Annotated in this window: 24 protein-coding genes; 13 read left to right on the forward strand and 11 right to left on the reverse strand. The window is 73.4% G+C overall.

All coding sequences use genetic code 11. The features are described 5' to 3' along the window. Positions 1-2: 2 nt before the first annotated feature. Positions 3-1550, forward strand: a complete 1548-nt coding sequence (locus ABTY59_RS07115) for an HtaA domain-containing protein (protein ID WP_352017870.1) — start codon at positions 3-5, stop codon at positions 1548-1550. 81 nt (positions 1551-1631) lie between these two features. After that, positions 1632-2300 (forward strand): PhzF family phenazine biosynthesis protein, encoded by a 669-nt coding sequence (locus ABTY59_RS07120; protein WP_352017871.1) that lies wholly within the window; start codon positions 1632-1634, stop codon positions 2298-2300. Positions 2301-2334: 34 nt separating this feature from the next. Here ABTY59_RS07120 and ABTY59_RS07125 read toward each other — a convergent pair whose 3' ends face one another. Beyond that, positions 2335-2985, reverse strand: coding sequence for a biliverdin-producing heme oxygenase (locus ABTY59_RS07125; RefSeq protein WP_352017872.1), 651 nt, complete (start codon positions 2983-2985; stop codon positions 2335-2337). A gap of 114 nt (positions 2986-3099) precedes the next feature. Next, entirely contained in the window at positions 3100-3957 is an 858-nt protein-coding gene (map, locus tag ABTY59_RS07130; protein ID WP_352017873.1) for a type I methionyl aminopeptidase, read from the reverse strand. A 61-nt stretch (positions 3958-4018) separates the two neighbouring features. On the opposite strand from map, the gene ABTY59_RS07135 reads away from it, so the two are divergent. Then, positions 4019-4252 carry a hypothetical protein gene (locus tag ABTY59_RS07135; protein WP_352017874.1) on the forward strand — a complete coding sequence of 78 codons (234 nt, stop codon included), beginning with the start codon at positions 4019-4021 and terminating at the stop codon, positions 4250-4252. A gap of 24 nt (positions 4253-4276) precedes the next feature. On the opposite strand, the gene ABTY59_RS07140 is transcribed toward ABTY59_RS07135, so the two are convergent. Further along, a complete protein-coding gene (locus tag ABTY59_RS07140) occupies positions 4277-5581 on the reverse strand; it encodes an MFS transporter (protein WP_352017875.1) in 1305 nt (434 codons plus the stop codon). Between the two features lie 128 nt (positions 5582-5709). Here ABTY59_RS07140 and ABTY59_RS07145 point away from each other — a divergent pair, with 128 nt between their 5' ends. The 3 genes from ABTY59_RS07145 (at position 5710) to ABTY59_RS07155 (ending at position 7323) form a co-directional block, all read left to right on the forward strand. Next, positions 5710-6312, forward strand: coding sequence for a hypothetical protein (locus ABTY59_RS07145; protein ID WP_352017876.1), 603 nt, complete (start codon positions 5710-5712; stop codon positions 6310-6312). Positions 6313-6358: 46 nt separating this feature from the next. Continuing rightward, the gene (gene npdG / locus ABTY59_RS07150) at positions 6359-7057 is read left to right on the forward strand and encodes an NADPH-dependent F420 reductase (RefSeq protein WP_352017877.1); all 699 of its coding nucleotides are present in this window, start codon (positions 6359-6361) and stop codon (positions 7055-7057) included. 80 nt (positions 7058-7137) lie between these two features. After that, positions 7138-7323 carry a hypothetical protein gene (locus tag ABTY59_RS07155; protein WP_352017878.1) on the forward strand — a complete coding sequence of 62 codons (186 nt, stop codon included), beginning with the start codon at positions 7138-7140 and terminating at the stop codon, positions 7321-7323. 16 nt (positions 7324-7339) lie between these two features. On the opposite strand, the gene ABTY59_RS07160 is transcribed toward ABTY59_RS07155, so the two are convergent. After that, complete coding sequence (locus ABTY59_RS07160; protein ID WP_352017879.1) at positions 7340-8134, reverse strand: site-2 protease family protein; 795 nt, start codon at positions 8132-8134, stop codon at positions 7340-7342. Between the two features lie 152 nt (positions 8135-8286). On the opposite strand from ABTY59_RS07160, the gene ABTY59_RS07165 reads away from it, so the two are divergent. After that, a complete protein-coding gene (locus ABTY59_RS07165; protein ID WP_352017880.1) occupies positions 8287-11571 on the forward strand; it encodes an AfsR/SARP family transcriptional regulator in 3285 nt (1094 codons plus the stop codon). 15 nt (positions 11572-11586) lie between these two features. Here the strand turns inward: ABTY59_RS07165 and ABTY59_RS07170 are convergent, their stop codons facing one another. The 3 genes from ABTY59_RS07170 to panB form a co-directional block, all read right to left on the reverse strand. After that, positions 11587-12447, reverse strand: coding sequence for an ABC transporter permease (locus tag ABTY59_RS07170; protein WP_352017881.1), 861 nt, complete (start codon positions 12445-12447; stop codon positions 11587-11589). Beyond that, entirely contained in the window at positions 12444-13454 is a 1011-nt protein-coding gene (locus ABTY59_RS07175) for an ATP-binding cassette domain-containing protein (protein ID WP_352017882.1), read from the reverse strand. Before ABTY59_RS07175 ends, ABTY59_RS07170 begins: the two co-directional genes overlap by 4 nt. Positions 13455-13545: 91 nt before the next feature. Next, the gene (panB, locus tag ABTY59_RS07180; RefSeq protein WP_352017883.1) at positions 13546-14409 is read right to left on the reverse strand and encodes a 3-methyl-2-oxobutanoate hydroxymethyltransferase; all 864 of its coding nucleotides are present in this window, start codon (positions 14407-14409) and stop codon (positions 13546-13548) included. Between the two features lie 189 nt (positions 14410-14598). Between panB and ABTY59_RS07185 the strand changes: the two genes are divergently transcribed. From ABTY59_RS07185 to ABTY59_RS07200, 4 genes are all read left to right on the forward strand, one after another. Further along, positions 14599-16221, forward strand: a complete 1623-nt coding sequence (locus ABTY59_RS07185) for an MFS transporter (protein WP_352017884.1) — start codon at positions 14599-14601, stop codon at positions 16219-16221. Positions 16222-16376: 155 nt separating this feature from the next. Continuing rightward, positions 16377-17009, forward strand: coding sequence for a TetR/AcrR family transcriptional regulator (locus ABTY59_RS07190; RefSeq protein ID WP_352017885.1), 633 nt, complete (start codon positions 16377-16379; stop codon positions 17007-17009). Positions 17010-17187: 178 nt separating this feature from the next. After that, on the forward strand, positions 17188-18210 hold the full coding sequence (locus tag ABTY59_RS07195; protein WP_352017886.1) for an endonuclease/exonuclease/phosphatase family protein: 1023 nt from the start codon (positions 17188-17190) through the stop codon (positions 18208-18210). Between the two features lie 94 nt (positions 18211-18304). Then, entirely contained in the window at positions 18305-19612 is a 1308-nt protein-coding gene (locus ABTY59_RS07200; RefSeq protein ID WP_352017887.1) for an MFS transporter, read from the forward strand. On the opposite strand, the gene ABTY59_RS07205 is transcribed toward ABTY59_RS07200, so the two are convergent. Beyond that, on the reverse strand, positions 19578-21338 hold the full coding sequence (locus tag ABTY59_RS07205; RefSeq protein WP_352017888.1) for an NAD+ synthase: 1761 nt from the start codon (positions 21336-21338) through the stop codon (positions 19578-19580). The two genes, ABTY59_RS07200 and ABTY59_RS07205, sit on opposite strands and share 35 nt — an antisense overlap. A gap of 290 nt (positions 21339-21628) precedes the next feature. Between ABTY59_RS07205 and ABTY59_RS07210 the strand changes: the two genes are divergently transcribed. After that, positions 21629-22444, forward strand: coding sequence for a DUF998 domain-containing protein (locus ABTY59_RS07210; protein WP_352017889.1), 816 nt, complete (start codon positions 21629-21631; stop codon positions 22442-22444). Next, positions 22441-23262, forward strand: coding sequence for an alpha/beta fold hydrolase (locus ABTY59_RS07215; RefSeq protein ID WP_352017890.1), 822 nt, complete (start codon positions 22441-22443; stop codon positions 23260-23262). Before ABTY59_RS07210 ends, ABTY59_RS07215 begins: the two co-directional genes overlap by 4 nt. Here ABTY59_RS07215 and ABTY59_RS07220 read toward each other — a convergent pair. From ABTY59_RS07220 to ABTY59_RS07230, 3 genes are all read right to left on the reverse strand, one after another. Continuing rightward, complete coding sequence (locus ABTY59_RS07220) at positions 23247-23666, reverse strand: CBS domain-containing protein (RefSeq protein ID WP_352017891.1); 420 nt, start codon at positions 23664-23666, stop codon at positions 23247-23249. The two genes, ABTY59_RS07215 and ABTY59_RS07220, sit on opposite strands and share 16 nt — an antisense overlap. A gap of 122 nt (positions 23667-23788) precedes the next feature. After that, entirely contained in the window at positions 23789-24418 is a 630-nt protein-coding gene (locus ABTY59_RS07225; protein WP_352017892.1) for a DUF305 domain-containing protein, read from the reverse strand. Beyond that, on the reverse strand, positions 24415-25092 hold the full coding sequence (locus ABTY59_RS07230) for a thioredoxin-like domain-containing protein (protein WP_352017893.1): 678 nt from the start codon (positions 25090-25092) through the stop codon (positions 24415-24417). The genes ABTY59_RS07225 and ABTY59_RS07230 overlap by 4 nt, the downstream gene beginning before the upstream one ends. Between the last annotated feature and the right edge of the window lie 24 nt (positions 25093-25116).

Below are 25116 nucleotides of genomic sequence, written 5' to 3' on the forward strand. Positions count from 1 at the left end.
ACATGGCCACCCCCCTGCGCCGCTCCGCCACCCTGGCCGCCGCCGTCGCCACGGCCGCCGCCCTCGGTACCGGCGCCGTCGCGCTCGCCCTGCCCGCCGCGGCGTCCGAGGCCGCCGCGCCCCCGATGTCGCTGAGCGGCGGCACCCTGGACTGGGGCATCAAGCAGTCCTTCCGCTCGTACCTCGCCCAGCCCTTCGCCCACGGGAAGACCACCGTGGAGGGCGGGGCCCGGCAGGCAGCGGGCCACGGCGTCTTCACCTTCGTCGACGGCACCGGCACGTACGACACGGGCACCCACGCCACCGCCAACTCGTTCAAGGGCGGCGTCCACTTCGAGGCGCACGAGGGCGTCCTGGACATCCGGATCTCGGACGTGCGGCTGACGACGGAGGGCGCCGCCGCGCCGACCGGCGAGATCACCGCCGACGTCGTCACCAAGGAGAAGGACGGCAGCTTCACCGCCCGGCAGGACATCGCCTTCGCCGCGCTCGACATGAGCGGCGTCCGGCCCGGGAAGGGCGCCGACGGCGCGATGGTCTTCAAGGACATCCCGGCCAAGCTGACGAAGGACGGCGCGTCGGCGTTCGCGGGCTTCTACAAGGAGGGCGACGCGCTTGACGCCGCCACCCTCACCGTCAAGGCCGCCGCCACCCCCACGACCCCGCCCCCGACCACCCCGCCCCCCACGACGGCACCTCCGACCACCGCGCCGCCCACGACGGCACCCCCGACCACCGCGCCGCCCACGACGAACCCGCCGACCACGAACCCGCCCACCACGGCGCCCCCGACGGCGACGCCCACCACCGCACCGTCGACCGCCCCCTCCGGCGTCCTCGACGGCCGCCTGACCTGGGGCGTCAAGCAGAGTTGGCGGAAGTACGTCTCCGAGACCTGCGGCGGATCGGTCACCGCCGCCGGCGGCGCGAGGGCGAACGGCTCCGCGTACGACTTCGGCTTCGCCGCGGCCGACCTCGACGCGGACGCCCGCACGCTCGACTCGGCCTTCACCGGCTCGCTCGCCTTCGCCTGCGCGGCCCACGGCATCGACTGGACCATCGGCGACGTGAAGGTGACGGCGAAGGGCTCCACCGGCACCCTCACCGCCGACGTCACCACCGCCCGGGGCACCACGGACGACGTGGCCTTCGCCGAGCTGGACCTGTCCGCGGCGGACTGGAGCGTGCGGAAGGGAGTCGTCACCCTCGCGGACGTCCCCGCGAAGCTCACGAAGGACGGCGCCGCCCAGTTCGCCGCACCGAACGGCACGAGCTTCTACGAGCGGGGCACGGCCGTCGACCCGGTGACCCTGACCCTGTCGGCCGACGCGGCGGGGTCGCTCCCGGCCGCACCCGGGTCGGCGAGCGGCTCCTTCACGAGTGACGGGGCAGGGACCGTCGGCGGCTCCGGGACGGTCGGCGGCTCCGCCGCCCTCGCCGCGACGGGCTCCGCCACGCCGACCGGCGTGCTCCTCGCCGCCTCCGGCCTGACCGCCGCCGCGGGCGCCGCCGTCGTCGTCACCGTCCGCCGCCGCGCGACGGCGAACTGAGGCCGTTCCCGCCCGGCAGGGCCGCACCCCGGAAACCGAGGTGCGGCCCTGCCGCCGTCTCCCGGGTGATTCAATTCCGCCATGAACACGACGGCCACTGACATCGACGTCCTCCGGGTCTTCTGTGCGGGCGACGGCCGGCACGGCAACCGCCTCGGAGTCGTACGGGACGCCCGGACCCACCCCGACGAGTCCTCCCGGCAGGCGCTCGCCAAGGAGCTCGGCTTCAGCGAGACCGTGTTCGTGGACGACCCGGAGCGCGGGATCGTCGACATCTACACGCCCGGTCTGCGGCTGCCGTTCGCCGGGCACCCGCTCGTCGGCGCGGCCTGGCTGCTCGACCTGGAGGTCGTCCACCCGCCGGCCGGCGAGGTGTGGGTGCGGGGCGACGGGGAGTTCACCTGGATCGAGGCGCGCGCCGAGTGGGCCCCGCCCCGGACCCTGCGCCGGTACGGCTCCGTCGCCGAGGTGGAGGCCCTCGACGTGCCCGAGCCGGGGGAGTGGATCTACGCCTGGGCGTGGGAGGAGGAGGCCGCGGGCCGTGTCAGGGCGCGGGGCTTCCCGGGCCGCGGCGACGGCATCGACGAGGACGAGGCGACCGGCGCGGCGGCGCTGCTCCTCACGGCGGAGCTGGGACGGGCCCTGAACATCACGCAGGGCCGGGGTTCGCAGCTGCTCACCGCGCCCGGCCCTGACGGCATCGTGGAGTTGGGCGGACGCGTCCGCCTGGAAGGAACGATCACTCGCTAGGGCCTGCCCGGAAGGTCCCGCCCGGCCCCAGCGGTCACGCGCTCAGCGAGTACTCCCCGCCCAGCTCGCGGAAGACCGCGCTGTTGAAGTCGAAGGCGCGCTTGCACTCGTCGACGATCCGCTGCTTCTCCAGGTCGTCGGCGTTCACCCCGTCGAGCAGCTCCCGGTACGCCCGCTTGAACGCCGCGGGGTTGGTGATCTCCTCGAAGACGTAGAAGCGGACCCCGTCGCCCTTGCGGTCGAAGCCCCAGGTGCGCTCCGCCTTGTCGCGGATGATCTGGCCGCCCGACAGGTCGCCCAGGTAGCGCGTGTAGTGGTGGGCCACATAGCCGGCGGGCCAGTCGCGGGCGCACTCCGCGACCCGCTCTGCGTACGCGACGGTGGCGGGCAGCGGGGAGACCCCGGCGCGCCAGTCCGGGCCGCGGAGGTGGGCGAGGTCCTGCTCCAGGGCGGCCGTACGGAACAGCTCGGGCTGTATGAACGGCCCGGCGACCGGGTCCTCGCGCAGCGCCTCGGCGCCCTCCTCCAGGGCCCGGTACACGAACCAGAGCTGCTCCGTGTAGCGCGCGTACGCGTCGACCGCGAGGCGCCCGCCCAGCAGGTCGCCCATGAAGGACGAGGTCTCCGCCTCCGTGTGCTGCTCGTGCGAGGCCGTACGGATGAGCGTCGAGAAGGGCGTGTCCAAGGCGTGCCTCCGAGACCGATGGGACGGGAACCAGTGACGATCCTGCCAAGTTAGGCTTACCTAAGTCAACTGGTTCCCGACGTCCTGTCGGTAAAAAGCTACCCACTCACGGGGTCAGGGCAACGTAAGGATCTCCGCCCCGCTCTCCGTCACCACGAGCGTGTGCTCGAACTGCGCGGTCCGCTTCCGGTCCTTGGTCACCACGGTCCAGCCGTCGTCCCACATGTCGTAGTCGTGGGTGCCGAGCGTCAGCATCGGCTCGATCGTGAACGTCATGCCGGTCTTGATCTCGGTGGTGTGGTGGGGGGAGTCGTAGTGCGGGACGATCAGGCCGGAGTGGAACGACGAGTTGATGCCGTGCCCGGTGAAGTCACGCACGACGCCGTAGCCGAAGCGCTTGGCGTACGACTCGATGACCCGCCCGATGATGTTGATCTGGCGGCCCGGCTTCACCGCCTTGACGGCCCGGTTGAGGGACTCCCTGGTGCGCTCCACGAGCAGCCGCGACTCCTCGTCGACGTCGCCGCAGAGGTACGTGGCGTTGTTGTCGCCGTGCACGCCGTTGATGTACGCGGTGACGTCCAGGTTCACGATGTCGCCGTCCCGCAGGACGGTGGAGTCCGGGATGCCGTGGCAGATGACCTCGTTGACCGAGGCGCACAGCGACTTCGGGAAGCCGCGGTAGCCCAGCGTGGACGGGTAGGCGCCGTGATCGCACATGTACTCGTGCGCGACGCGGTCGAGCGCGTCGGTGGTGACACCCGGCGCGATGTGCTTGGCGGCCTCCTCCATCGCCTGCGCGGCGATGCGGCCGGCGATCCGCATCCGTTCGATGGTGTCGGAATCCTGCACCTCGGGCCCGGTGTACGGGGCCGGTGCGGGCTTCCCGACGTACTCGGGACGGCGGATGGAGCCCGGAACGGAGCGATGGGGGGAGAGCTCCCCCGGTACGAGAAGCGACTGGCCAGACATGCCAGCGAGTCTAACGACCGGGTCTGGGGCAGCATGGTCCCGAAGGAAGGAGCCGAAGACGATGGCCCTGTTCAAGAAGCGCACCGTGGGCAAACCGGGCGAGTGGTACTACTGCCTGGAGCACAAGAAGGTCGAGGAGGGCCCCGAGTGCCCGGCGAAGAACCGCTTCGGCCCGTACGCCGGCCGTGAGGAGGCCACCCACGCCATGGAGACGGCCCGCGAGCGGAACCTGGAGTGGGAGAGCGACCCGCGCTGGCACGACGCCGCCGGGAAGGGCGAGGCGCCGGACGAGTGACGGGGCGGTGGCCGCCGGGACCGCTCAGGCGGCCCCGGCGGCCTCCCGCCTGGTCGCCTCCTGCTGGGCCTTGCGGCGCAGCGAGTCCTCGTCCGTGGCGGAGTCGTAGGAGAGCAGCCTCGGCAGCGCCAGACAGAGCAGCCCCACCGAGGCGACGCAGGCCACACCACCCGTCCAGACGGCCGCCCGCGTGCCGGTCCAGCCGGCCATCGCGCCCGCCCGGACCTGGCCCAGCTGCGGGCCCACGCTGTACGAGAGCACCTCGATGCCGGCGAGCCGGCCCCGCAGCTCCTCCGGGATCGTCTGGTTCCAGATCGTGGCGCGCCCCAGACCGCTCAGCATGTCGCCCGCGCCCGCGAAGGCCAGGCACAGCAGCACCACCCACACGTTCCCGAACCAGCCGGCCGCCGCGATCGCCAGGCCCCAGCCCGCCGCGCCCCCGGCCACGAGCAGTCCGTGCCGCCGGACCTTCGAGGTCCAGCCGCTGGTCAGACCGAGGACGAGCGAGCCGACCGAGCCCGCCGCGTACATCAGGCCCAGCGACCAGTCCGCGTCCAGCTCGTCCGCGAGGAACGGGAAGATCGTGTTCGGGAAGGCGAAGAACATCGCCGCCAGGTCGATCACGTACGTGCCGAGCAGCACCGGCCGCGACCAGGCGTACCGCGCGCCCTCCGCGATGCCCCGCAGCGAGGGCTTCTCCGCGTCGTGCGCGGGCGGCGCCGGGGAGAGGCGGCGGCACATCAGGACCGAGACCGCGAAACAGACGATCGTCACCCCGTACGCGGGCGCGTGACCGGCGTACGCCACCACGAGGCCCGCGACCGCCGGGCCCGCGATCGAGCCGATCTGCCAGCGCAGCGAGTTCAGCGCGGCCGCCGCCGTCTGCTGGTCGTGCGGCACGATCCGGGCGAGCAGCGAGTCGAGCGCGGGACGCTGGAGCCCCGCGAGCGCCGACACCCCGGCCGCGACCACGTACAGCGGCCAGAGCATCGGCCGCGGCAGCAGCGCGTTGAGCAGCAGCAGGAAGGCGAGCAGCCCGAGGCCCGCCTCCGTCCCCAGGATCACCTTCCGCCGGTCGACCGCGTCCGCGAGCGCCCCGCCGTACAGGCCGAACACCACGAGCGGGACCAGCTCCACCGCGCCCATCGCACCGACCGCGAGCGGTGAACCCGTCAGCTCCTTGATCTGGAGCGGCAGGGCGATCATCGCCATCGCGCTCGCGAAGTACGTGACGAGACCCTGCACCCACAGGAGCCGGAAGTCGTGGGACGAACGCCACGGCGCGAGATCGGGCAGCAGGGCGGAGAGCCTGGAAAGGGGGGAGGACACGAAGGGCCATGCTCCGGCGGCCGGATGCGCGGGGCAACCGAATTTCGGACGCCGTCCCCTCGTCCCGTACGGGTGGAACCTCGCCGATCGGCCGCGCGCGGGCCCCCGCTCCGGCAGGATGCGGGCCCATGGATGCCGTACGCGTCGCCTTGCTGCGGGACGTGCTCGCCGGTACGCGGTGGCCCGGGGAGGTCCGCCGCTTCGCGGGCGCGCTCCGCTCCTCCGTCGTGCCGCACCGGGGCGGGCTGCTCCTCGTGGGCACCGAGGAGTACGAGCCCTGGCACCTGGCGGCGCACCTGGTCGACGAATCCGCCTGGTCGGGCCTCCCCGAGCTGACGCCCACGCTGGTACGGCACCGGGTGCGGCCCGGAGCCCCGGCGCACCTCGCGGTCGGCCTCGGCCGCCTGGAGGCCGCCGGACGCGGGGCCACGCTGCTCATGGTGGCGCCGGAGCGGCCGGACGCGGGGCTGCTCCAGCGCGTGCACGACGCCCGGCGCGCGGGCGCGACGGTGCTCTCGCTCGACGGCGGCGACGAGGAGGTGCGGGGCCTCGCGCACGAGACGCTCACGGTGGCGCGGGACGCCGAGGTGGACCTGGACACCGTGCAGCACCTGGTGAGCGCGGCGGCCGGCGAGAACAGCCTCCCGTCCCCGCGGGGCACCCGCCGCCTCCGCGACCGCCTCTCGTCCCTGGCGGACCGCCTGACGGCACCGCCACCGGCACGGTGGTAGCGCGCGGCCGTCCCCATCGACCCGACCGGTCGGTAATGTCGGGGCCATGACTACGACTGAGAGCAAGCCCGCCCCCAAGGACCCGTGGGACCTCCCCGACGTCTCCGGACTCGTCGTCGGCGTCCTCGGCGGCACCGGCGACCAGGGCCGCGGCCTCGCCTACCGGCTCGCCAAGGCCGGCCAGAAGGTGATCATCGGCTCCCGCGCCGCCGACCGCGCGCAGGACGTCGCCGCCGAGATCGGCCACGGCGTCGAGGGCGCCGACAACGCCGAGACCGCCCGCCGCAGCGACGTCGTCATCGTCGCCGTGCCGTGGGACGGCCACGCCAAGACCCTGGAGTCCCTCCGCGAGGAGCTCCGCGGCAAGCTCGTCGTGGACTGCGTCAACCCCCTCGGCTTCGACAAGAAGGGCGCCTACGCCCTCAAGCCCGAGGAGGGCTCCGCCGCCGAGCAGGCCGCCGCGCTCCTCCCGGACTCCCGGGTCGCCGCCGCGTTCCACCACCTCTCCGCCGTCCTCCTCAAGGACACCTCCATCGAGGAGATCGACACGGACGTGATGGTCCTCGGCGAGGAGCGCGCCGACGTCGAGATCGTCCAGGCCCTCGCCGGCCGCATCCCCGGCATGCGCGGCGTCTTCGCCGGCCGGCTGCGCAACGCCCACCAGGTGGAGTCGCTCGTCGCGAACCTCATCTCCGTCAACCGCCGCTACAAGGCGCACGCGGGACTCCGGGTCACCGACGTCTGAGCCGGAGACCGGACCCTTCGGGGCATGGGGGACACTGGACGGGCACCCTCAGCCGTACCCGCCCGACAGGAGCCGACCCCATGCCCCGCCTCGCCCTCTACGCCCTCGTGGTCTGCGTCCTCGCCGTCGCCGCGGCCGTCGTCTCCTTCGTCGAGGGCAGCTTCCTCGGCATCGTGTGGGTGCTCCTCGCCGGTCTCTCCTCCAACATGGCCTGGTACTACGTCCGCCGCGCGAAGGTCCAGGCCCGCGCCGAGGCCCAGGGCTAGACGCCGGGGTCCCGGGTCAGACCCGGCAGAACTCCGGCGTCTCCTGCCAGAAGCGGAACAGCTGAGAGCCGCAGTAGCGGCTCAGCTCCGGCACCCCGAGCGACCGCATCAGGGCGTCGATCGCGTCGAAGAACGCGTCGTTGACCGCCGGCACGAAGAGCAGGGCGATCACGATGAAGAAGCCGTACGGCGCGTACGGCTCGATCTGCCGCTTCACCCGGTACGACAGCCAGGGCTCCACCACCCCGTAGCCGTCGAGTCCCGGCACCGGCAGGAGGTTCAGGAGCGCCGCCGTCACCTGGAGGAACGCCAGGAACGCCAGCGCGAAGCGGAACGCGAGCGGCACGCCGTCGAGCGCGCCCAGCCAGAACGGCGCCGTGCAGACGAGCGCGAACAGCACGTTCGCCAGGGGGCCCGCCGCCGAGATCAGGCTGTGCTTCCAGCGGCCCTGGATCCGGCCCTGCTCGATGAAGACCGCGCCGCCCGGCAGACCGATCCCGCCCATGATCACGAAGAGCACGGGCAGGACGATGCTCAGCACGGCGTGCGTGTACGCCAGCGGGTTGAGCGTCAGATAGCCCTTGGCCCCCACGGTGATGTCGCCGCCGTGCAGCGCGGTCCGCGCGTGCGCGTACTCGTGCAGGCACAGCGACACGACCCAGGCCGAGGTCACGAAGAGGAAGACCGCCAGACCGGGCGAGGCGGCGAAGTCCGTCCACACCGCCCAGCCGGTGACGGCCATGACGGCGAGGATCGCCAGGAAGACGGGACTGATCCGTCGCTCATGGCTCCGGGTGGTGGCCGTGCTCATCTCGGGGGCTCCCAGGGGACGGTGGCGGTCGGTGTGTGCGGGAAACGTACCGGCCCCCCGGGGTGGTTCCACACCGGGCCCCCGCCAAGGGGGGGCCACGCCCGCACGGGCGCGTGGGCGAGGCCCGCGGCGGCGTCGCGGAGAATGGGCCCGTGCGCTACTCCGTTCTCGGGTCGACCCTCGCCCGCGCGTCCGACGGCACCGACGTGCCCGTCCCCGGCCCCCGGGTCCGCGCGCTGCTCACCGTGCTCGCCCTGCGGGCCGGCCGGACCGTCTCCGTACCCGACCTCGTGGACGAGGTGTGGCACGGCGGCGAGCCGCCCGCCGACGCCCCCGCCGCGCTGCAGGCCCTCGTGGGCCGGCTGCGCAAGGCCCTCGGCCGGGACCGGGTGGTGTCCGCCGAGGGCGGCTACCGGCTCGACGCCCGGCCCGAGGACGTCGACGCCCGCCGCTTCGAGCGCCTCGCCGCCGAGGGCACGGCCGCGCTCGGCGCCGGTGACCCCGCACGCGCCGCGGCCCTCCTCGACGAGGCCCTCGGGCTCTGGCGCGGCCCCGCCCTCGCGGACCTGCCGGACCGGGACGCGGAGGCCGCCCGCTGGGAGGCCCGGCGGCTGGACGTCCGCCGGGCCAGGCTCGCCGCCGCCCTCGCGCTCGGCGGGGCGGCGCAGGCCCTCCCGGAGCTCACCACCCTCTGTGCCGCCCACCCGCTCGACGAGCCGCTCCAGGCACTCCGGATCCGCGCCCTGCGGGACACCGGCCGCGCGGCCGAGGCGCTCGCCGCGTACGAGACGGTCCGCCGCGCCCTCGCCACCCGCCTCGGCACCGACCCGTCACCGGCCCTGCGCGCGCTCCACGCCGAGCTGCTCGCGCCGGAGCCGGAGCCGGAGCCCGTGCGCGCCCCCGTCCGGGGCAATCTGAGCGCGCGGCTCACCAGCTTCGTCGGGCGCGAGGAGGAGATCGCCCTCGTCCGCGAGGACCTGAAGGGCGCGCGGCTCGTGACGCTGCTCGGGCCCGGCGGCGCGGGGAAGACCCGGCTGTCGCAGGAGGCGGCCGAGCGGGGCACCGAGGAGTGGCCCGAGGGCGTGTGGATCGCGGAACTCGCACCCGTGCGGGACCCGGAGGCCGTCCCCGAGGCGGTCCTCGCGGCCGTCGGCGCCCGCGAGACCGTGCTGCGCGGTGCCGGCGCCGAGGAGCTGCGCGGCGCCGGCGATCCGCTCGACCGGCTCGTCGAGCACTGCGCAGGGCGGCGGATGCTGCTCCTCCTCGACAACTGCGAGCACCTCGTCGGCGCCGCCGCCGCGCTCGCCGAGACCCTGCTCGCGCGCTGCCCGGAGCTGCGGGTGCTCGCCACGAGCCGGGAGCCGCTCGGCGTCCCGGGCGAGTCGATCCGGCCCCTCGGCCCGCTGCCGGACGGCATGGCGCTGCGGCTGCTGGGGGAGCGGGGCGCGGCGGTCCGTCCGGACTTCCGCGTCGAGGACGACCCGGTCGCGGCGGGCGAGGTCGTGCGGCGCCTCGACGGCCTGCCGCTGGCCGTCGAGCTGGCGGCGGCCCGGCTGCGGATGCTGACCCTGCGGCAGATCGCGGACCGGCTCGACGACCGGTTCCGGCTGCTGACCTCGGGCGCCCGGACCGTGCTGCCCCGGCAGCAGACGCTGCGGGCGGTCGTCGACTGGTCGTGGGACCTCCTGGACGAGGCCGAACGGGCGATGCTGCGGGGCCTTTCGGTCTTCACGGGCGGCTGCGACCTCGACGCGGCGGAGGCGGTGTGCGCCGGGCCGGGCGGCCCCGAGGTCCTGGACGTGCTCGGGGCACTGGTCGACAAGTCGCTCGTGGTCGCCGCGCCCGGTGGGACCGGCATGCGCTACCGGCTCCTGGAGACCGTCGCCGAGTACGCCGCCGAGCGGCTCGACGAGGCCGGGGAGCGGGCCGCCGCCGAGCGCCGGCACCTCACGTACTACCGCGAACTGGCCCGCCACACCGACCCCGGCCTCCGCCGCCACGGCCAGGTCGCCGCGATGGCCCGCTTCACCGCCGAGTACGGCAACATGCGCGCCGCTCTGCGCCGGGCCGTCGACGCCCGCGACGAGGACGAGGCACTGGTCCTCGTCCACTCGCTGCTCTGGTACTGGCAGATGCGCGATCTGCGCGCCGACGCCCTGCACCTGTCGAAGGCCGTGTCCGCCCTGGGCCCGGACCCGTTCACACCGCCCGCGGCCCCCGTCGTACCGCTCCTGGAGCCGTGCACGGCCGCCCCGCCGCCGCTCTCCGAGGAGCAGCGCTGGGAGGCGCGGCGCGGGGTGCGGCTCGTGGAGCTGCTCAACATGGACCACGAGACCGGGCGCTGGACGAGCCCCGAGGGCACCCGGCGGCTGCGGGAGATCACCGCCGTCTACCGGCCGGGCCTGCCGCAGACCTGCCGGCTGCCCGGCTCCTTCGCGGTCTTCGCGGTCCTCCTCATCGGCGAGGCCGGCCGTCTCGGCGAGCTCCTGGACGCGACCGTCGCCGCCTGCCGCCGCCACGGCTACGCATGGGAACTGGCCAACGTCCTCCAGCTGCGCGGCAACATGTTCGCCAACCGGGCCGACCTGGCCGAGCGGGCCATCGCCGACGCCGACGAGGGCCTGGAGATCTTCGTGCGCCTCGGTGACGCCTGGGGCGCGGCCGAGGCCCTCTCCTCCCGGGCCGAGGCCCGCGAGCGGCTGCTCGACTACGAGGCGGCGGCCGAGGACTTCGCCGCCGCCATCGGCTACGCGGAGCAGATCGGCGCCCAGTCGCAGACGGCGCTGCTGCGCGCCCGGTACGCCGACATCCTGATGGAGATCGGGCGGGCGGACGAGGGGGAGGAGATCCTGCGGGAGATCGTGGACGGCGGCTACGGCCGGGGCCACGAACCGATGCTCGGCGCCCGGCTGTTCCTCGCCCTGGCGCTCGCCCGCACCGGCCGGTACGCGGAGGCGCGGGAGCATCTGAACGAGCTGCTCAAGGACTTCGGCTCCGAGACCCTCTCCCTCTTCGAGGGCTTCACGCTCGGCAGCCTGGCCTGGCTCGACGACATCGAGGGACACTACGCGGCCGCGCTCGGTAACGCGGCGGAGGCGTACCGCCGTTCCCTCGGCCCGCTGTCGATGATGGTGGCCCCGCAGATGCCGTCGGTCCACGTGGTCATCGCGGCCTGGGCGCTCGCCGGTCTCGGCGGCGCGCACGCGCGGGTCGCGGCGGTGCTGCTCGGCGCCCGTGAGGGCTTCGTCCCCGTGGGGCACCTGCCACCGTCCCTGGAGCGGGAGAACCTGGAGCGGGCGACGGAGCTGTGCCGGGCCGCGCTCGGCGACGAGGAGTTCGCGGCGGCACACGCGGAGGGCGACGGCCTCTCCATGGAAGAGGCCGCCGCCCTGCTCGGTCGCGCCGCCGACGCGATCAGTGAGCGCGCCGAGTCATGATCCCCCGGTCGGGACTCAGGTCTTCTTGCGGAACTTGGCGACCGCGAGCGGTGCCGTCACGAGCGTGATCAGCGCCGCCCAGCCGAGGGTCATCCACACCGAGTGGGCGACCGGGCCGCCGTTGATGAGGTGGCGGGCGGCGTCGGCGAGGTTGGACAGCGGGTTGTAGTCGGTGAAGGTCTGCAGCCAGCCGGGCATCGTCGTCGGCGGGGCGAAGATCGAGGAGCCGAACTGGAGCGGCATCAGGACGAGCATGGCCATGCCCTGGACGGCCTGGGCCGTCTTCATGGTGAGGCCGAGCAGGATGAAGATCCACATCAGGGCGGCGCCGAAGACCATCGACAGGCCGATGGCGGCGAGGAGGTGCAGGAACGAGGTGTGGATCGTCAGGCCGAGCAGGAAGCCCATGCCGAGCAGGATCGCGGTGGCGATGAGCATCCGGCCCACCTCGACGACGATCTTCGCGATGAGGACCGAGGAACGGGCGATCGGCATGGTCCGGAACCGGTCCATGACGCCCTTCTTGAAGTCGTCGTTGATGCCGGTGCCGACGCCCATCGCGATGTTCATGCCCATCATGGCCATCAGGCCGGGCGTCACGTAGTTGACGTAGACGTCGTTGTTGCCCTTGCCCGCGATCGCGCCGCCGAAGACGTACACGAACAGCAGGATGAAGATGATCGGCATCAGGACGGCGTCGAACATCGACTCCGGGTCCTGCTTGATCTGGAGGGCGTTGCGCCGGGCGAGGGCGCCGATGTGGCGGAGGTTGGCCCGCAGGCCGATCCGGCGCTCCGCGGCGGGCGCGGTGCGCGCCTCGGCCGGACCCGGACCCCGGGTGCCGGCGGGGGACTTGGTGACCGTGGTCGTGCTCACGCGGCGACCTCCTCGGTGATCGCGTCGGACAGTTCGGCATCGGCGGTCTTCTGGCCGGTGATCGCGAGGAACACCTCGTCCAGGCTGGGCAGGTGGGTGCCGATGTGGGAGATGCCGAAGCCGCGCGCGCCGAGCAGCGCCACGACGGCCGTCAGCTGCTCGTCGGCGAGGATCGGCACGTACAGCACGCCCTCGTCGGGGACGACGGTCGAGCCGGCGACCCCGTCGAGGCCGGTCTCGCGCAGCGCGGCGGCCATGGCGGGCAGCAGGCCCGGGTCCACGGGGCGGACCTTCAGGGTCCGGCCGCCGACCTTGGCCTTGAGCTCGTCGACCCCGCCCTTGGCGATGACCTTGCCCCGGTCGATGACGGTCAGCTCGCTCGCGAGCTGCTCCGCCTCCTCCATGTACTGGGTGGTGAGGAGGACGGTGACGCCCTCGGAGACCATGCGCTGCACCTCGTCCCACACCTCGTTGCGGGTGCGGGGGTCGAGGCCGGTGGTCGGCTCGTCCAGGTAGAGGACGGCGGGCTGCCCGATCATCGAGGCGGCGAGGTCGAGGCGGCGCCGCATGCCGCCGGAGTAGTTCATGGCCGGGCGCTTGGCGGCGTCGGTGAGGGAGAAGCGCTCCAGCATCTCGTCGGCGCGGCGGCGGGCGTCGGCACGGGAGAGGTCGAGCAGCCGCCCGATCATGTAGAGGTTCTCCCAGCCGGACAGCTTCTCGTCGACCGAGGCGTACTGGCCGGTGAGGCCGATGGTGCGGCGCAGCTGGCGGGGGTGCTTCACCACGTCGTAGCCGGCGACGGTGGCGGTCCCTGCGTCCGGGACGAGGAGGGTGGACAGGCAGCGGACGAGGGTGGTCTTCCCGGCGCCGTTGGGCCCGAGCACCCCGAGGACGGTGCCCTGGCGGACGTCCAGGTCGACCCCGTCGAGGGCCTTCGTCTCGCCGAAGTGCTTCACGAGCCCCCGGACCTCGACGGCGTTGGTGTGTGATCGCGTCATGTCCACCATGGAACACGGCGCCACCGACAAGCCCCCGACAGACGACCGACAGCCCGCCGATGGGGGATGTCGGCGGGCTGTCGGGTGGTGCCGCTGCGGCTTAGTGGAAGGTGTGCTCCTCGGCGGGGAACGCCCCGCCGCTGACGTCCTCGGCGAAGGCGCGGGCGGCGTCGCCGAGCGTCTCGCGGAGGTTGGCGTACTGCTTGGTGAAGCGCGGCACCTTGCCGCCGGTCAGGCCGGCCATGTCGGTCCAGACGAGGACCTGCGCGTCGGTGTCGGCGCCGGCGCCGATGCCGATGGTCGGGATGTGCAGCGAGCGGGTGACCTCGGCGGCCAGCTCGGCCGGTACGAGCTCCAGGACGACGGCGAAGGCGCCCGCGTCCTGTGCCGCCTTGGCGTCGCTGAGCAGCCGGTGGGCGGCCTCGTCGGTGCGGCCCTGGACCCGGTAGCCCATGGTGTTGACGGACTGCGGGGTCAGGCCCAGGTGGGACATGACGGGGATGCCGGCCTGGACGAGCAGTTCGGTCTGCGGCAGCGAGCGCTCGCCGCCCTCCAGCTTGACCGCGTGGACGCCGGCGTCCTTGACGAGCCGGGTGGCGTTGCGCAGGGCCTGGACGGGCCCTTCCTGGTACGAGCCGAAGGGGAGGTCGCCGACGACGAGGGCGCGCCGGGTGCCCCGGACGACGGCGGCGGACAGCAGGGTCATCTCGTCCATCGTGACGGGCACGGTGGTGTCGTAGCCGAGGTGACAGTTGCCCATCGAGTCGCCGACGAGGATCACCGGGATGCCGGCCTCGTCGAAGACGGAGGCGGTCATCGCGTCGTAGGCGGTGAGCATGGGCCACTTCTCGCCGCGGGTCTTGGCGGCGGCGATGTCGTGGACGGTGATGCGGCGCGTGCCCTTCCCTCCGTACAGCGCCTTGCTGCTGTCGGCGGGCTGTTTCGGGGCAGCCTGAAGCGTCATGGTGAACGGCTCCTCTTGTCATCTCGAGGCGCCCTGTGGCGTCCCCGGACCACGTCCATGGTGGCACTTCGCCGGGCGGGCGGGGAAGTGGGCCGGAGTGGCGCTGTTCACACCGCCGCAACGTAAAGCCTCCGTCAGTTTTTTCGATACGAGACGGTCTCGTATCGAAATTGCCCTAGGGTGGTGCTCATGTCACAGCCGTCCACCGCACCCGCCCCGCCCGCCGGGCCCCGCGTCCCCGAGGCCGTCCACCGGCGCCGCTGGGCCGTCCTCGGCGTCCTCATGCTCAGCCTGCTGATCGTCGTCCTCGACAACTCGATCCTGAACGTCGCGGTCAAGACCATCGCCAGCCCCGCTCCCACCGGCATCGGCGCCACCCAGAGCGAGCTGGAGTGGGCCATCAACTCCTACACGCTCGTCTTCGCCGGACTCCTCTTCACCTCGGGCCTCCTCGGCGACCGCCTCGGCCGCAAGAAGGTGCTGCTCTTCGGCATCACCGTCTTCGGCATCGGCTCCGCCCTCGCCGCCCTCTCCGGCTCCCCGGGCGAACTCATCGCCTACCGGGCCGTCATGGGCCTCGGCGCCGCCTTCGTGATGCCCGCGACGCTCGCCGTCCTCATGAACGTCTTCGAGCGCGACGAACAGCCCAAGGCCATCGGCATCTGGGCCGGCAGCGTCGGCCTCGCCATCGCGATCGGCCCCATCACCGGCGGCATCCTCCTGGAGCACTTCTGGTGGGGATCGATCTTCCTCGTCAACGTGCCCGTGGTGCTCCTGGCCTTCGCCCTGATGCTCTGGCTCGTGCCCGACTCCCGCGACCCGAACCCCGGCCGCGTCGACATACCCGGCGTGCTCCTCTCCGTCGTCGGCCTGGTGCTCCTCGTGTACGGGATCATCCGCGGCGGCGAGCTGGCGAGCTTCACCGACGTCACCGTCCTCGCCCCCGTCCTCGGCGGCCTCGCGGTCCTCGTCGTCTTCGTCCTCCACGAGCGGCGCAGCGACCACCCGGCCATCGACATGACGTACTTCAAGAAGCCCGCGTTCTCCGCGGCCGTCGCCGCGATCGCGCTCGTCTTCTTCGCCCTCATGGGCGTCACCTTCTTCTCCGCCTTCTACCTGCAGAGCGTGCGCGGCTACAGCGCGCTGGAGTCCGGGCTGCTCATCCTGCCGCTCGCCGTCGCGCAGATGGTCTTCGCGCCCCGGGCCAGGCTCGTCGTCGACCGCTTCGGCGCGAAGGCGGTCTGCGCCGCCGGCATGCTGCTGGTCGCCGCCGGCCTGGCGGCCTTCGCCCTCTTCGACGCCTCGACGCCCGTCTGGGTCCTGGAGGTCGTCTTCTTCCTCCAGGGCGCGGGCATGGCGCACATCATGCCGCCGGTCACCGTCGCGATCATGCAGGCGCTGCCCCGCGAGAAGGCGGGCTCCGGCTCCGCGATCAACAACACCTTCCGGCAGGTCGGCGGCGCGCTGGGCGTGGCCGTCCTCGGCTCGGTGCTCTCCTCCGCGTACCGGGGCGAGATCGAGGGGCACCTCGGTGCCGTCCCGGCGGCCCTGCGCGACACGGCGGGCGAGTCCGTCGAGGCGACGCTCGCGGTCGCCGAGAAGCTCGGCCCGGCGGGCGAGGGCCTGGTGGCCCCCGCGTACACGGCCTTCCTGGACGCCATGCACATCACGGCCCTGGCCTCCGCCGCGATCGCCCTCGCGGGGGCGGCGGTGGTCGCGGCCTTCCTCCCCGGGCGGGCCCCGGCGGGCGGCGGCGACTCGGGTGCGGGCACGGCCCCGGCCCACCCCCGGGCCACGACTCCGGCTCGCTAGGGCCTGTCTTTCGGATCATGCCGGGCTCGCGGGGCTAGGGCACCCGGTCCGGGCAGGCGTTCCGCCCCGAGGGGGGAACGCCTGCCCGCGACGGACGGCCGCCGTGCGGGAGAATCGGGGGCGCAAGGAAGTACCGGACCAGGAACGGAGCGCACGTGTCCCTGCAGGGCAGCGGCAACCAGGACGACCCACCCGCGCCGGAGACGACCCGGCGGGGGCGGCCGCGTTCCGAGGCCGTCGAGCAGGCGATCTTCGACGCGGTCGTCGGCCTCCTGGAGGACGGCGTCCCGCTCGCCGACCTGTCCATCGAGCGGATCGCCCGCACCGCCGGGGTCGGCAAGGCGACCATCTACCGTCGCTGGCCCGGCAAGGAGGAGCTGTTCGTCGAGGTGCTCCGCTCCGTGGAGCCCGCGGACCCGGTGCTGCCCGGCACCTCGGTCCGGGACGACATCGCCGTGCTCCTGGAGGCGCTGCGGCAGCGCGGCCTCGCGAAGCGGTCCTCGGCGCTGCTCCACAACGTGTACGCGCAGATGCAGCTCTATCCCAAGCTGTGGGACGCGTACCAGCGCACCGTCGTCGACCCGCGCCGCCTCCTCGGCCTGGAGGCGGTGCGGCGCGGCATGGAGCGGGGCGAGATCCGCGACGACCTGGACGTCGAGCTCGTGAACGACCTGTTCATCGGCCCCCTGCTGCTGCGCACCGTCATCCGGCCCGGCTCCACCCTGGAGCCCGGCCTCGCCGAGCAGGTCGTCGACACCCTCATGGAGGGCCTCCGCCCCCGCCCCTGAACCGTACGAATGTGCGCGTTCTGTCACAGCCCGCCCGCCCGCGCCACCTGCAGGAACCCGCCACACGCCCATGTCGTCCCTGGGGGAGTACGACGGACCCCTCATCGCCTAGTGTCGACGTCGGGTCACGGAGCGAGACAGCAGTGCGGCAAGGCAGCAAGGCAGTGAGGACAGTGCGATGGCGCGGGTGGACATGACGGAGACCGACCACGACGGCACGGGGAGCGGGCGTCCCCGGACCCGGTTCCGGACCGCGCTCGACGGGCTCCGCCGGGACCGCGGCATCTGGCGCCGGGGCATCCTGATCGCCGTGGCGGCCGTGGCGCTCACGCTGCTGATGGTGCTCCACGCCGACATCCCCAACCGGATCGGCAACCTGGGCAGCCTCACCGAGACCTTCTTGCCCTGGCTCGGCCTGTTCGTGCCGCTCCTCCTCGTGCTCGCGCTCGTGCGGCGCTCCGCCACCGCGCTGATCGCCCTGCTGCTGCCGGCCGTGGTGTGGCTGAACCTCTTCGGCGGTCTCGTGGCCGACAAGTCGTCCCCCGGCGGCGACCTGACCGTCGCCACCCACAACGTGAACGCCGACAACCCCGACCCCGAGGGGACGGCCCGCGCGCTCGCGGCCTCCGGGGCCGACGTGCTCGCCCTGGAGGAGCTGAAGGGCGACATGGTCCCGGTCTACGAGAAGGGGCTCGCCGAGACCTACCCGTACCACTCCGTCCAGGGCACGGTCGGCCTCTGGAGCAAGCTGCCGCTGCGCGCCGCGCAGCCCGTCGACATCCACATGGGCTGGACCCGCGCGATGCGGGCCTCGGTCGTCACCCCGAAGGGGGAGGTGGCGGTGTACGTCGCGCACCTCCCGTCCGTCCGGGTCAAGCTGAACGCCGGCTTCACCGCCAACCAGCGCGACAACAGCGCCAACGCGCTCGGCGAGGCCATCGCCGACGACCGGCACGAGCGGATCGTGCTCCTCGGCGACCTCAACGGCACGATGAACGACCGGGCGCTCAACGGCGTCACCTCGCAGCTGCGCTCCACCCAGGGCGCGGCGGGCGACGGCTTCGGCTTCAGCTGGCCGGCCTCGTTCCCGATGGCCCGCATCGACCAGATCATGGTCAAGGGCGTGGAGCCGATGTCGTCCTGGGCGCTGCCGGAGACGGACAGCGACCACCTTCCGATCGCCGCCCGCGTGAAGCTCTGAAACCTTCTCTCCACCCTCCGGAGGCCACTGGGAGGACGGGGTCTGAGACGATTTGTTGCGTCGAAGAACTAATCCCCCCGGAAAGGCCCCCACCATGCCCGTGGCGCTGCTCGCGCTCGCCGTCTCCGCCTTCGGCATCGGCACCACCGAATTCGTGATGATGGGCCTGCTCCCGCAGGTCGCCGACGACCTCGGCACCTCCGTCCCCACCGCCGGGTACCTCGTCTCGGCGTACGCGATCGGGGTGGTCATCGGTGCCCCGCTGCTCACCGCCCTCGGCTCGCGCGTCCCGCGCAAGCGGATGCTGCTCCTGCTGATGGCGCTCTTCACGGTCGGCAACCTCGCCTCCGCGCTCGCCCCCGGCTTCGGCTGGCTCGTCGCGGGCCGCGTCCTCGCCGGGCTGCCGCACGGCGCGTTCTTCGGCCTCGGCGCCGTCGTCGCCGCCCGGCTGGTGCGCGAGGACCGGCAGGCGCGGGCGGTCGCCACGATGTTCCTCGGCCTCACCGTCGCGAACATCCTCGGCGTACCGGCCGCGACCCTGCTCGGCCAGCACCTCGGCTGGCGGGCCACCTTCCTGGTGGTGTCCGCGATCGGCCTGCTCGCCATGGCCGCGCTCGCCCGCCTCGTGCCGTACGTGCCCGTGGACGGGCGGCAGGGCCTCGCCGGCGAGGTGCGCGCGCTGCGCCGCCCACAGGTGCTGCTCGGCCTGCTCACGGCCGTCTTCGGTTTCGCGGGCGTCTTCGCCGTCTACTCGTACCTCGCCTCGATGACGACCGAGGTGATGGGCTTCGGCGACTCCGCCGTCACGGTCGTCCTGGCCCTCTTCGGCCTCGGCATGACCGGCGGGGCGCTCGCCGCGGGCCCGCTCACCGACCGGGCGCTGCGCCCCACGCTGTACGGCTCGCTCGCGGCCCTCGTCCTCGCCCTGGTCGCCTTCCGGTTCACCGTCCACGTGCCCTGGCTCGCCCTGGTCACGGTCGTCGTGCTCGGCGCCGTCGGCTTCATGACGACCACCCCGCTCCAGATGCTGGTCATGAACAAGGCGAAGGACGCGCCGACGCTCGCCTCCGCTTCCAACCACTCCGCCTTCAACCTCGCCAACGCGGGCGGTGCCTGGGCCGGCGGGGCGGCCGTCGCCGCCGGCTGGGGCTGGACGTCCCCGGCCCTCGTCGGCGCGGGCCTCACGGCCGTCGGCCTGGCGGTCGCGGCGGTGGCGGGCCTGCTCGACCGCTCCGGCGGTACGGCGGAGGGGACCTCCCGGGTCGTCACGGGAAGCCCCCTCGCGGCGGAGGAACCGGCCGCCTGCCGGCCCCTCGCGGAGGATCAGCCGGCTGTCAGTCGCCCCCTCGCGGCGGAGGCACCGGCGGTCAGCCGGACGTCGTCTCCCGCCAGCCGTTCGTGATCGGCAGCCGCCGGTCCTTGCCGAAGCCCTTCGCCGAGATCTTGGTGCCCGGCGGGTACTGGCGCCGCTTGTACTCGGCCGTGTCCACCATCCGCAGCGTCCGGGTCACCAGCTCCTCGTCGAAGCCGGCGGCCACGATGGCGTCCAGGCCCTGGTCGCGGTCCACGTACAGCGCGAGGACCGCGTCCAGGACCTCGTAGTCCGGCAGCGAGTCCGTGTCGACCTGGCCGGGGCGCAGCTCGGCACTGGGCGGCTTGCTGATCGAGCTCTCCGGGATCGGCGGGGTCTGGCCGCGATCCTCGGCGGCGCGGTTGCGCCAGCGCGCGAGCCGGAAGACGTCCGACTTGTAGACGTCCTTGATGGGGCCGAAGGCGCCGACGGAGTCGCCGTAGAGCGTCGAGTAGCCCACCGCCAGCTCCGACTTGTTGCCGGGCGCCAGGACGATGTGGCCCTCCTGGTTGGAGAGCGCCATCAGCATCGTGCCGCGCAGCCGCGACTGGAGGTTCTCCTCGGCGAGCCCGGTGAGCCCGAGCGCGCCCATGTACGCGTCGAACATCGGCTCGATCGACACCGTGCGGAAGTTCAGACCGGTGCGGCGGGCCAGTTCGGCCGCGTCGCCGCGCGAGTGGTCCGAGGAGTACTTCGAGGGCATCGACACGCCGTACACCTGGTCCGCGCCGAGCGCGTCGCAGGCGATCGAGGCGACGAGCGCCGAGTCGATGCCGCCGGACAGGCCGATCAGGACCGAGCGGAAACCGTTCTTCGCGACGTACGCCCGCAGGCCGATCACCAGCGCCGAGTACACCTCCTCGTCGTCGTCGAGCCGGTGCGCGTAGCCGCCCGTCAGTTCCGGCTCGTACGCGGGCAGCGGCTCCTCCGACAGCACCACCCGGTCGATCCGCAGCCCGTCGTCGACCAGGCCCCCCGGCGCGTCCGCCCCGGCCGCGGGCAGCTCCAGATCGAGGATCACGCTGCCCTCCACGAACTGCGGGGCGCGCGCGATCACTTCGCCGGCCGCGTCCACGACGATCGAGTCGCCGTCGAAGACCAGCTCGTCCTGACCGCCCGTCATCGCCAGGTAGGCGGTGACGCATCCGGCCTCCTGGGCCCGCTTGCGGACCAGTTCGAGCCGGGTGTCGTCCTTGTTCCGCTCGTACGGCGAGGCGTTGACCGACAGGAGCAGACCCGCGCCGGCGCTGCGCGCCGCGGGCACCCGGCCGCCGTCCTGCCAGAGGTCCTCGCAGATCGCCAGGGCCACGTCGACGCCGTGGACGCGGACCACCGGCAGGGTGTCGCCCTGCACGAAGTAGCGGTACTCGTCGAAGACGCCGTAGTTCGGCAGGTGGTGCTTGGCGAAGCGCAGGGCCACCTCACCGCCGTACAGGACGGCCGCGGCGTTCTCCGGGGACCCGGCGGGCCTGCCGAGGCGCGGCCGGTCACGCTCCGAGCGGTCGAGGTAGCCGACGACGACGGGCAGCTCCCCGAACCCCTCGTCCGCCAGACGCCGGGCGAGCCCGCGCAGGGCCGTCCGGGACGCCTCGACGAAGGAGGAGCGCAGCGCGAGGTCCTCGACGGGATATCCGGTCAGCGCCATCTCGGGGAACGCGACGAGATGCGCGCCCTGCCCGGCGGCGTGCCGGGTCCAGTGCACGATCGCCTCGGTGTTCCCGGCGATGTCTCCGACGGTCGAGTCGATCTGATTCAGTGCGAGGCGTAGTTGAGGCACCCGCCCAGTGTAATCGTCAGACCGACGCTATGTCCTGGGATCGGCGGGGGCGAGTCCCGCTCCGCCGACATGCGGGGCGGCGGCACCTGTTGATCACGGCCGCAGGACGACCACTGACGAACCGGCAGAGTCGGCACGCCCCGCCGCGACCGGCACGGAGACCATCGCCGCCGGCGGACCGCTCCTCCTCGGCCTCGCCATCCCCGCCGCGCTCCTCAGGTACCGCCAACCCGACTGGGTCCACCCCGACCACCGGGAACCTTCGCCTGCCTTCTGACGTTCGATCCGATATGCCCAGGAGTGTCACGCGTACGGCCGGACTGCTGCTGGCCCTCGGCGCGCTCGCGTACACCGCCTGGCTCCTCGAAGTCCTCGTCCGGACCGGGCTCGACCCGGTCCGGACGTACGTCTCCGAGCTGGCCGCCGCCGACCAGCCCCTCGGCGGCCTCTTCCGGGCCACGGACCTCGCGGCCGGGCTCCTGGTCCTCGCGGGCGCCCTGACGGGCCTCGCGAGCAGCCGCGGCGCCCTGACGGGCCTCGCGAGCAGCCGCGGCGCCCTGACGGGCCTCGCGAGCAGCCGCGGCGCCCTGACGGGCCTCGCGGCCGGCCGTGACCGCCGCCCGCCGGACCCCCGCGTGCCGTCCTGGGCGCGCCCGGAGCGGGCCCGCCGCCCCTGGCTCCTCGTCGGCTGGACCGCCCTCGCCGTCTTCGGCGCCGCCACCGCCGTCGACTCGCGGCTGCCGCTCAGCTGCGCCCCGACCGTCGACCCCGAGTGCGCGGCCCGCGAGACCGCCGGGCTCGTCCCCGCCACCCATACGGCCCACGCGATCAGCTCCGGCCTCGCGATGACCGGCGCGCTCGTGGCCCTCGTCGCCCTCACCGTCGCCGCCCGCCGGTACGGGCAGTGGCCGCTCCTGGCCCGCACCGGTCCGGTCCTCGTCGTCCTGGAGCTCGCCGCCACCGCCTGGACGCTGGCGGCCGTCGCCGCGTTCGAGGCCGGGAAGGGCATCTGGTCGCTCGGTGCCGGCCAGCGCCTCCAGGTCCTCCTCGTCGCGGTGTGGCTCGCGGTCCTCGCGTACTCCCTGGTGCGCGAGGGGGAGCGGTGACGGTGTTCGTACGGATCGGGGGAGTCGCCCACCACGTGGCCGTCGACGGCTCCGGGCCGGTCTGCGTCCTCGGCGCCGGCCTCGGCCTCAGCTGGTTCGACTGGGACCCGGTCCTCCCGTACCTCGCCCCGCACCGCACCGTCGTCCGCTTCGACCGCCCCGGCCACGGCCTCTCCGCCCCGGCGGCCGCGCCGCCGACCGCGGCCGGCGAGGCCGACCGGATCGCGGCCCTCCTCGACGCCCTCGGGGACGCGCTCGGACCGCGCGGGCCCGTCACCGTCGCCGGGCACTCGATCGCCGGGTTCCACGCGGAGGCCTTCGCGCGGCTCCACCCCGACCGGACCGCCGCCCTCGTCCTCGTGGACTCCTCGGTGGAGGAGCACCCCCGCCCCTCCCGTACCACCGCCGGATCCCGCGCCCTCGCCGCCGTCCTCTGCGCCGCCGGCGTCCCCGCCGCCCTCGGCCCCCTGGTCCGCCGGCTCGCCGTCCGCGGCGACCCGACGCCCCCCGCGCTGATCCGCCGCGTCTACGGCACCTCACGCGTGCTGCGCGGCGCCCTCCTGGAGAACGCCCGCTACGGGGACGTCGCCGCCGAACTCCTCGCCCTGCGCGCCCGGCACCCCCTCCCGCCGGGCCTGCCCGTCACCGTCCTCGCCGCCCCCGACGGCTCCGCCCGCTGGGAACGGCGCCAGCGCGCGCTGGCCCGGCGGCTCGGCGCCCGCTACGAGGCGGCCGAACCGTCGGGCCATCTGGTCATGCGCGACCGCCCGGACGCCGTGGCCCGCGCGATCCTGCGGACCGGTCACGTGGCGGAGTAGACGCTCATACAGAACGACTTGATCTGCTCGTCCGACAGATGCTGGGCCAGATCGGCCTCGCTGATCATGCCGACGAGCCGCTTGCCCTCGATGACGGGGAGCCGCCGGATCTGATGGCTCTGCATCTCCTCCAGGACGTCGCCCACGTCCGCGTCCGACTGGACCCAGCGCGGGGTGCCCTTCGCCATCTCGCCGCAGGTGATCTTCGACGGGTCGTGGCCCATGGCCACGCAGCCGACCACGATGTCGCGGTCCGTGAGGATGCCGCAGAGCCGTTCGTGCTCGTCGGCGATGGGCAGCGCGCCCACGTTCAGGTTGCGCATCAGCTGGGCCGCGCGGTCGAGCGTCTCGTGAGCCGGGATCCACTGGGCCCCGGGATGCATGATGTCCCTTGCCGTGGTCATGGGGTGCGTACCTTTCGTCGGGCCTCGTCGTACGGACTCCCCGAGCCCGTCCATTGTCGGCGGACGCCTCGGCCCCCGCGACCGCAGCGGGTCACGGGGGCCGTGGGCCTCGTCCGGCGGGGTCAGGCCCCGCGCTTCCTGAGCATGTCCGCCATCAGCGCCATCTCGGACCGCTGCGCGTCGACCATGCCCTGCGCGAGGTTCCGCTCGATCTCCACGCCGCACTTCCGGACGCAGCCCTCGGCCATGTGGACCCCGCCCTTGTGGTGCTCGGTCATGAGCTTCAGGTACAGGATCTCGGCCTTCCGGCCGCTGGCCCGCCGCAGCTCGTCCAGCTGCGCGTCGGTCGCCATGCCCGGCATCAGGGCCCCGTCCAGCGAGTCCGCGTCGGCCGAGACGCCCATGCCCATCCAGGTCATCGGCTCCACCCCGGACTCGTTCTTCGGCAGCCCCCACAGGTCGAGCCAGCCGAGCATCATGCCCCGCTGGTTGGCCTGCGTGTTGGCGATGTCGTACGCGAGCCGGCGCACGTCCTCGTCCTTCGTCCGGTCCCGGACGATGAACGACATCTCGACGGCCTGCTGGTGATGGACCGACATGTCCCGGGCGAAACCGGCGTCCGCCGACGAGGAGGCCGGGGTGCTCGGGACCTCGTCGCGGTCGGCGGAGGCCACGGTGACCGCGCCCCCGGCGAACAGCAGCGCCAGCGCGACGGCGGTGACCGCCGCCCCCTGCGTACGGTTGAGCCTCACTGGCCCATCCCCGTACCGCCCTGCCCGTCCGCGCCGATGCCGCCCGTGCAGGCCGCGCCCGGCTCCGGGGTCTGCGGACCCTGGACGTACTTCGTGAAGAACGCGTCGACGCGCGGGTCGTCGGCGCCGTCCACGGTCACCTGCTTGCCCCAGGCGGACAGCATGATCGAGCCGGCCTGGTCGTCCACCGGGCTCATCAGCGAGTACTTGGTCTTGCCGACCTTGTCGGCCAGCTCCTTCACGTCGGCCTGGGAGGCCTTCTTGTTGTACGTCACCCAGACGGCCCCGTGCTCCAGGGAGTGCACGGCGTTCACCTCGGCGATCTTCTTGTCGTAGACCACGCCGTCGCAGTTCATCCAGACCGGGTTGTGGTCACCGCCGACCGGCGGCTTCATGTCGTACTTCACGGCCGTCTCGACGTGGTTGCGGCCGAGCTTCTTCGCGTCCCAGGACTTCTCGGCCGCGATGGGGGCCTTGGCGGCGGCGTCCTTCTTGTCCTGCTCGTCGGACTTCTTCATCAGCACGAAGGTGCCGAAGCCGACGAGGCCCAGCACGACGACGGACGAGACGCCGATGGTGATCAGACGGTTGCGGCGCTCGCGCGCCTGCTCGGCGCGGCGCATCTCCTCTATTCGGGCGCGGCGGTCGGCGGTGGCGGAGCGGTTGGCGGCCATGGTGATGTCGTCCTTCTTCAGGAG

Source organism: Streptomyces sp. NPDC096079 (genome assembly GCF_040303145.1).
Taxonomy (GTDB): Bacteria; Actinomycetota; Actinomycetes; order Streptomycetales; family Streptomycetaceae; genus Streptomyces.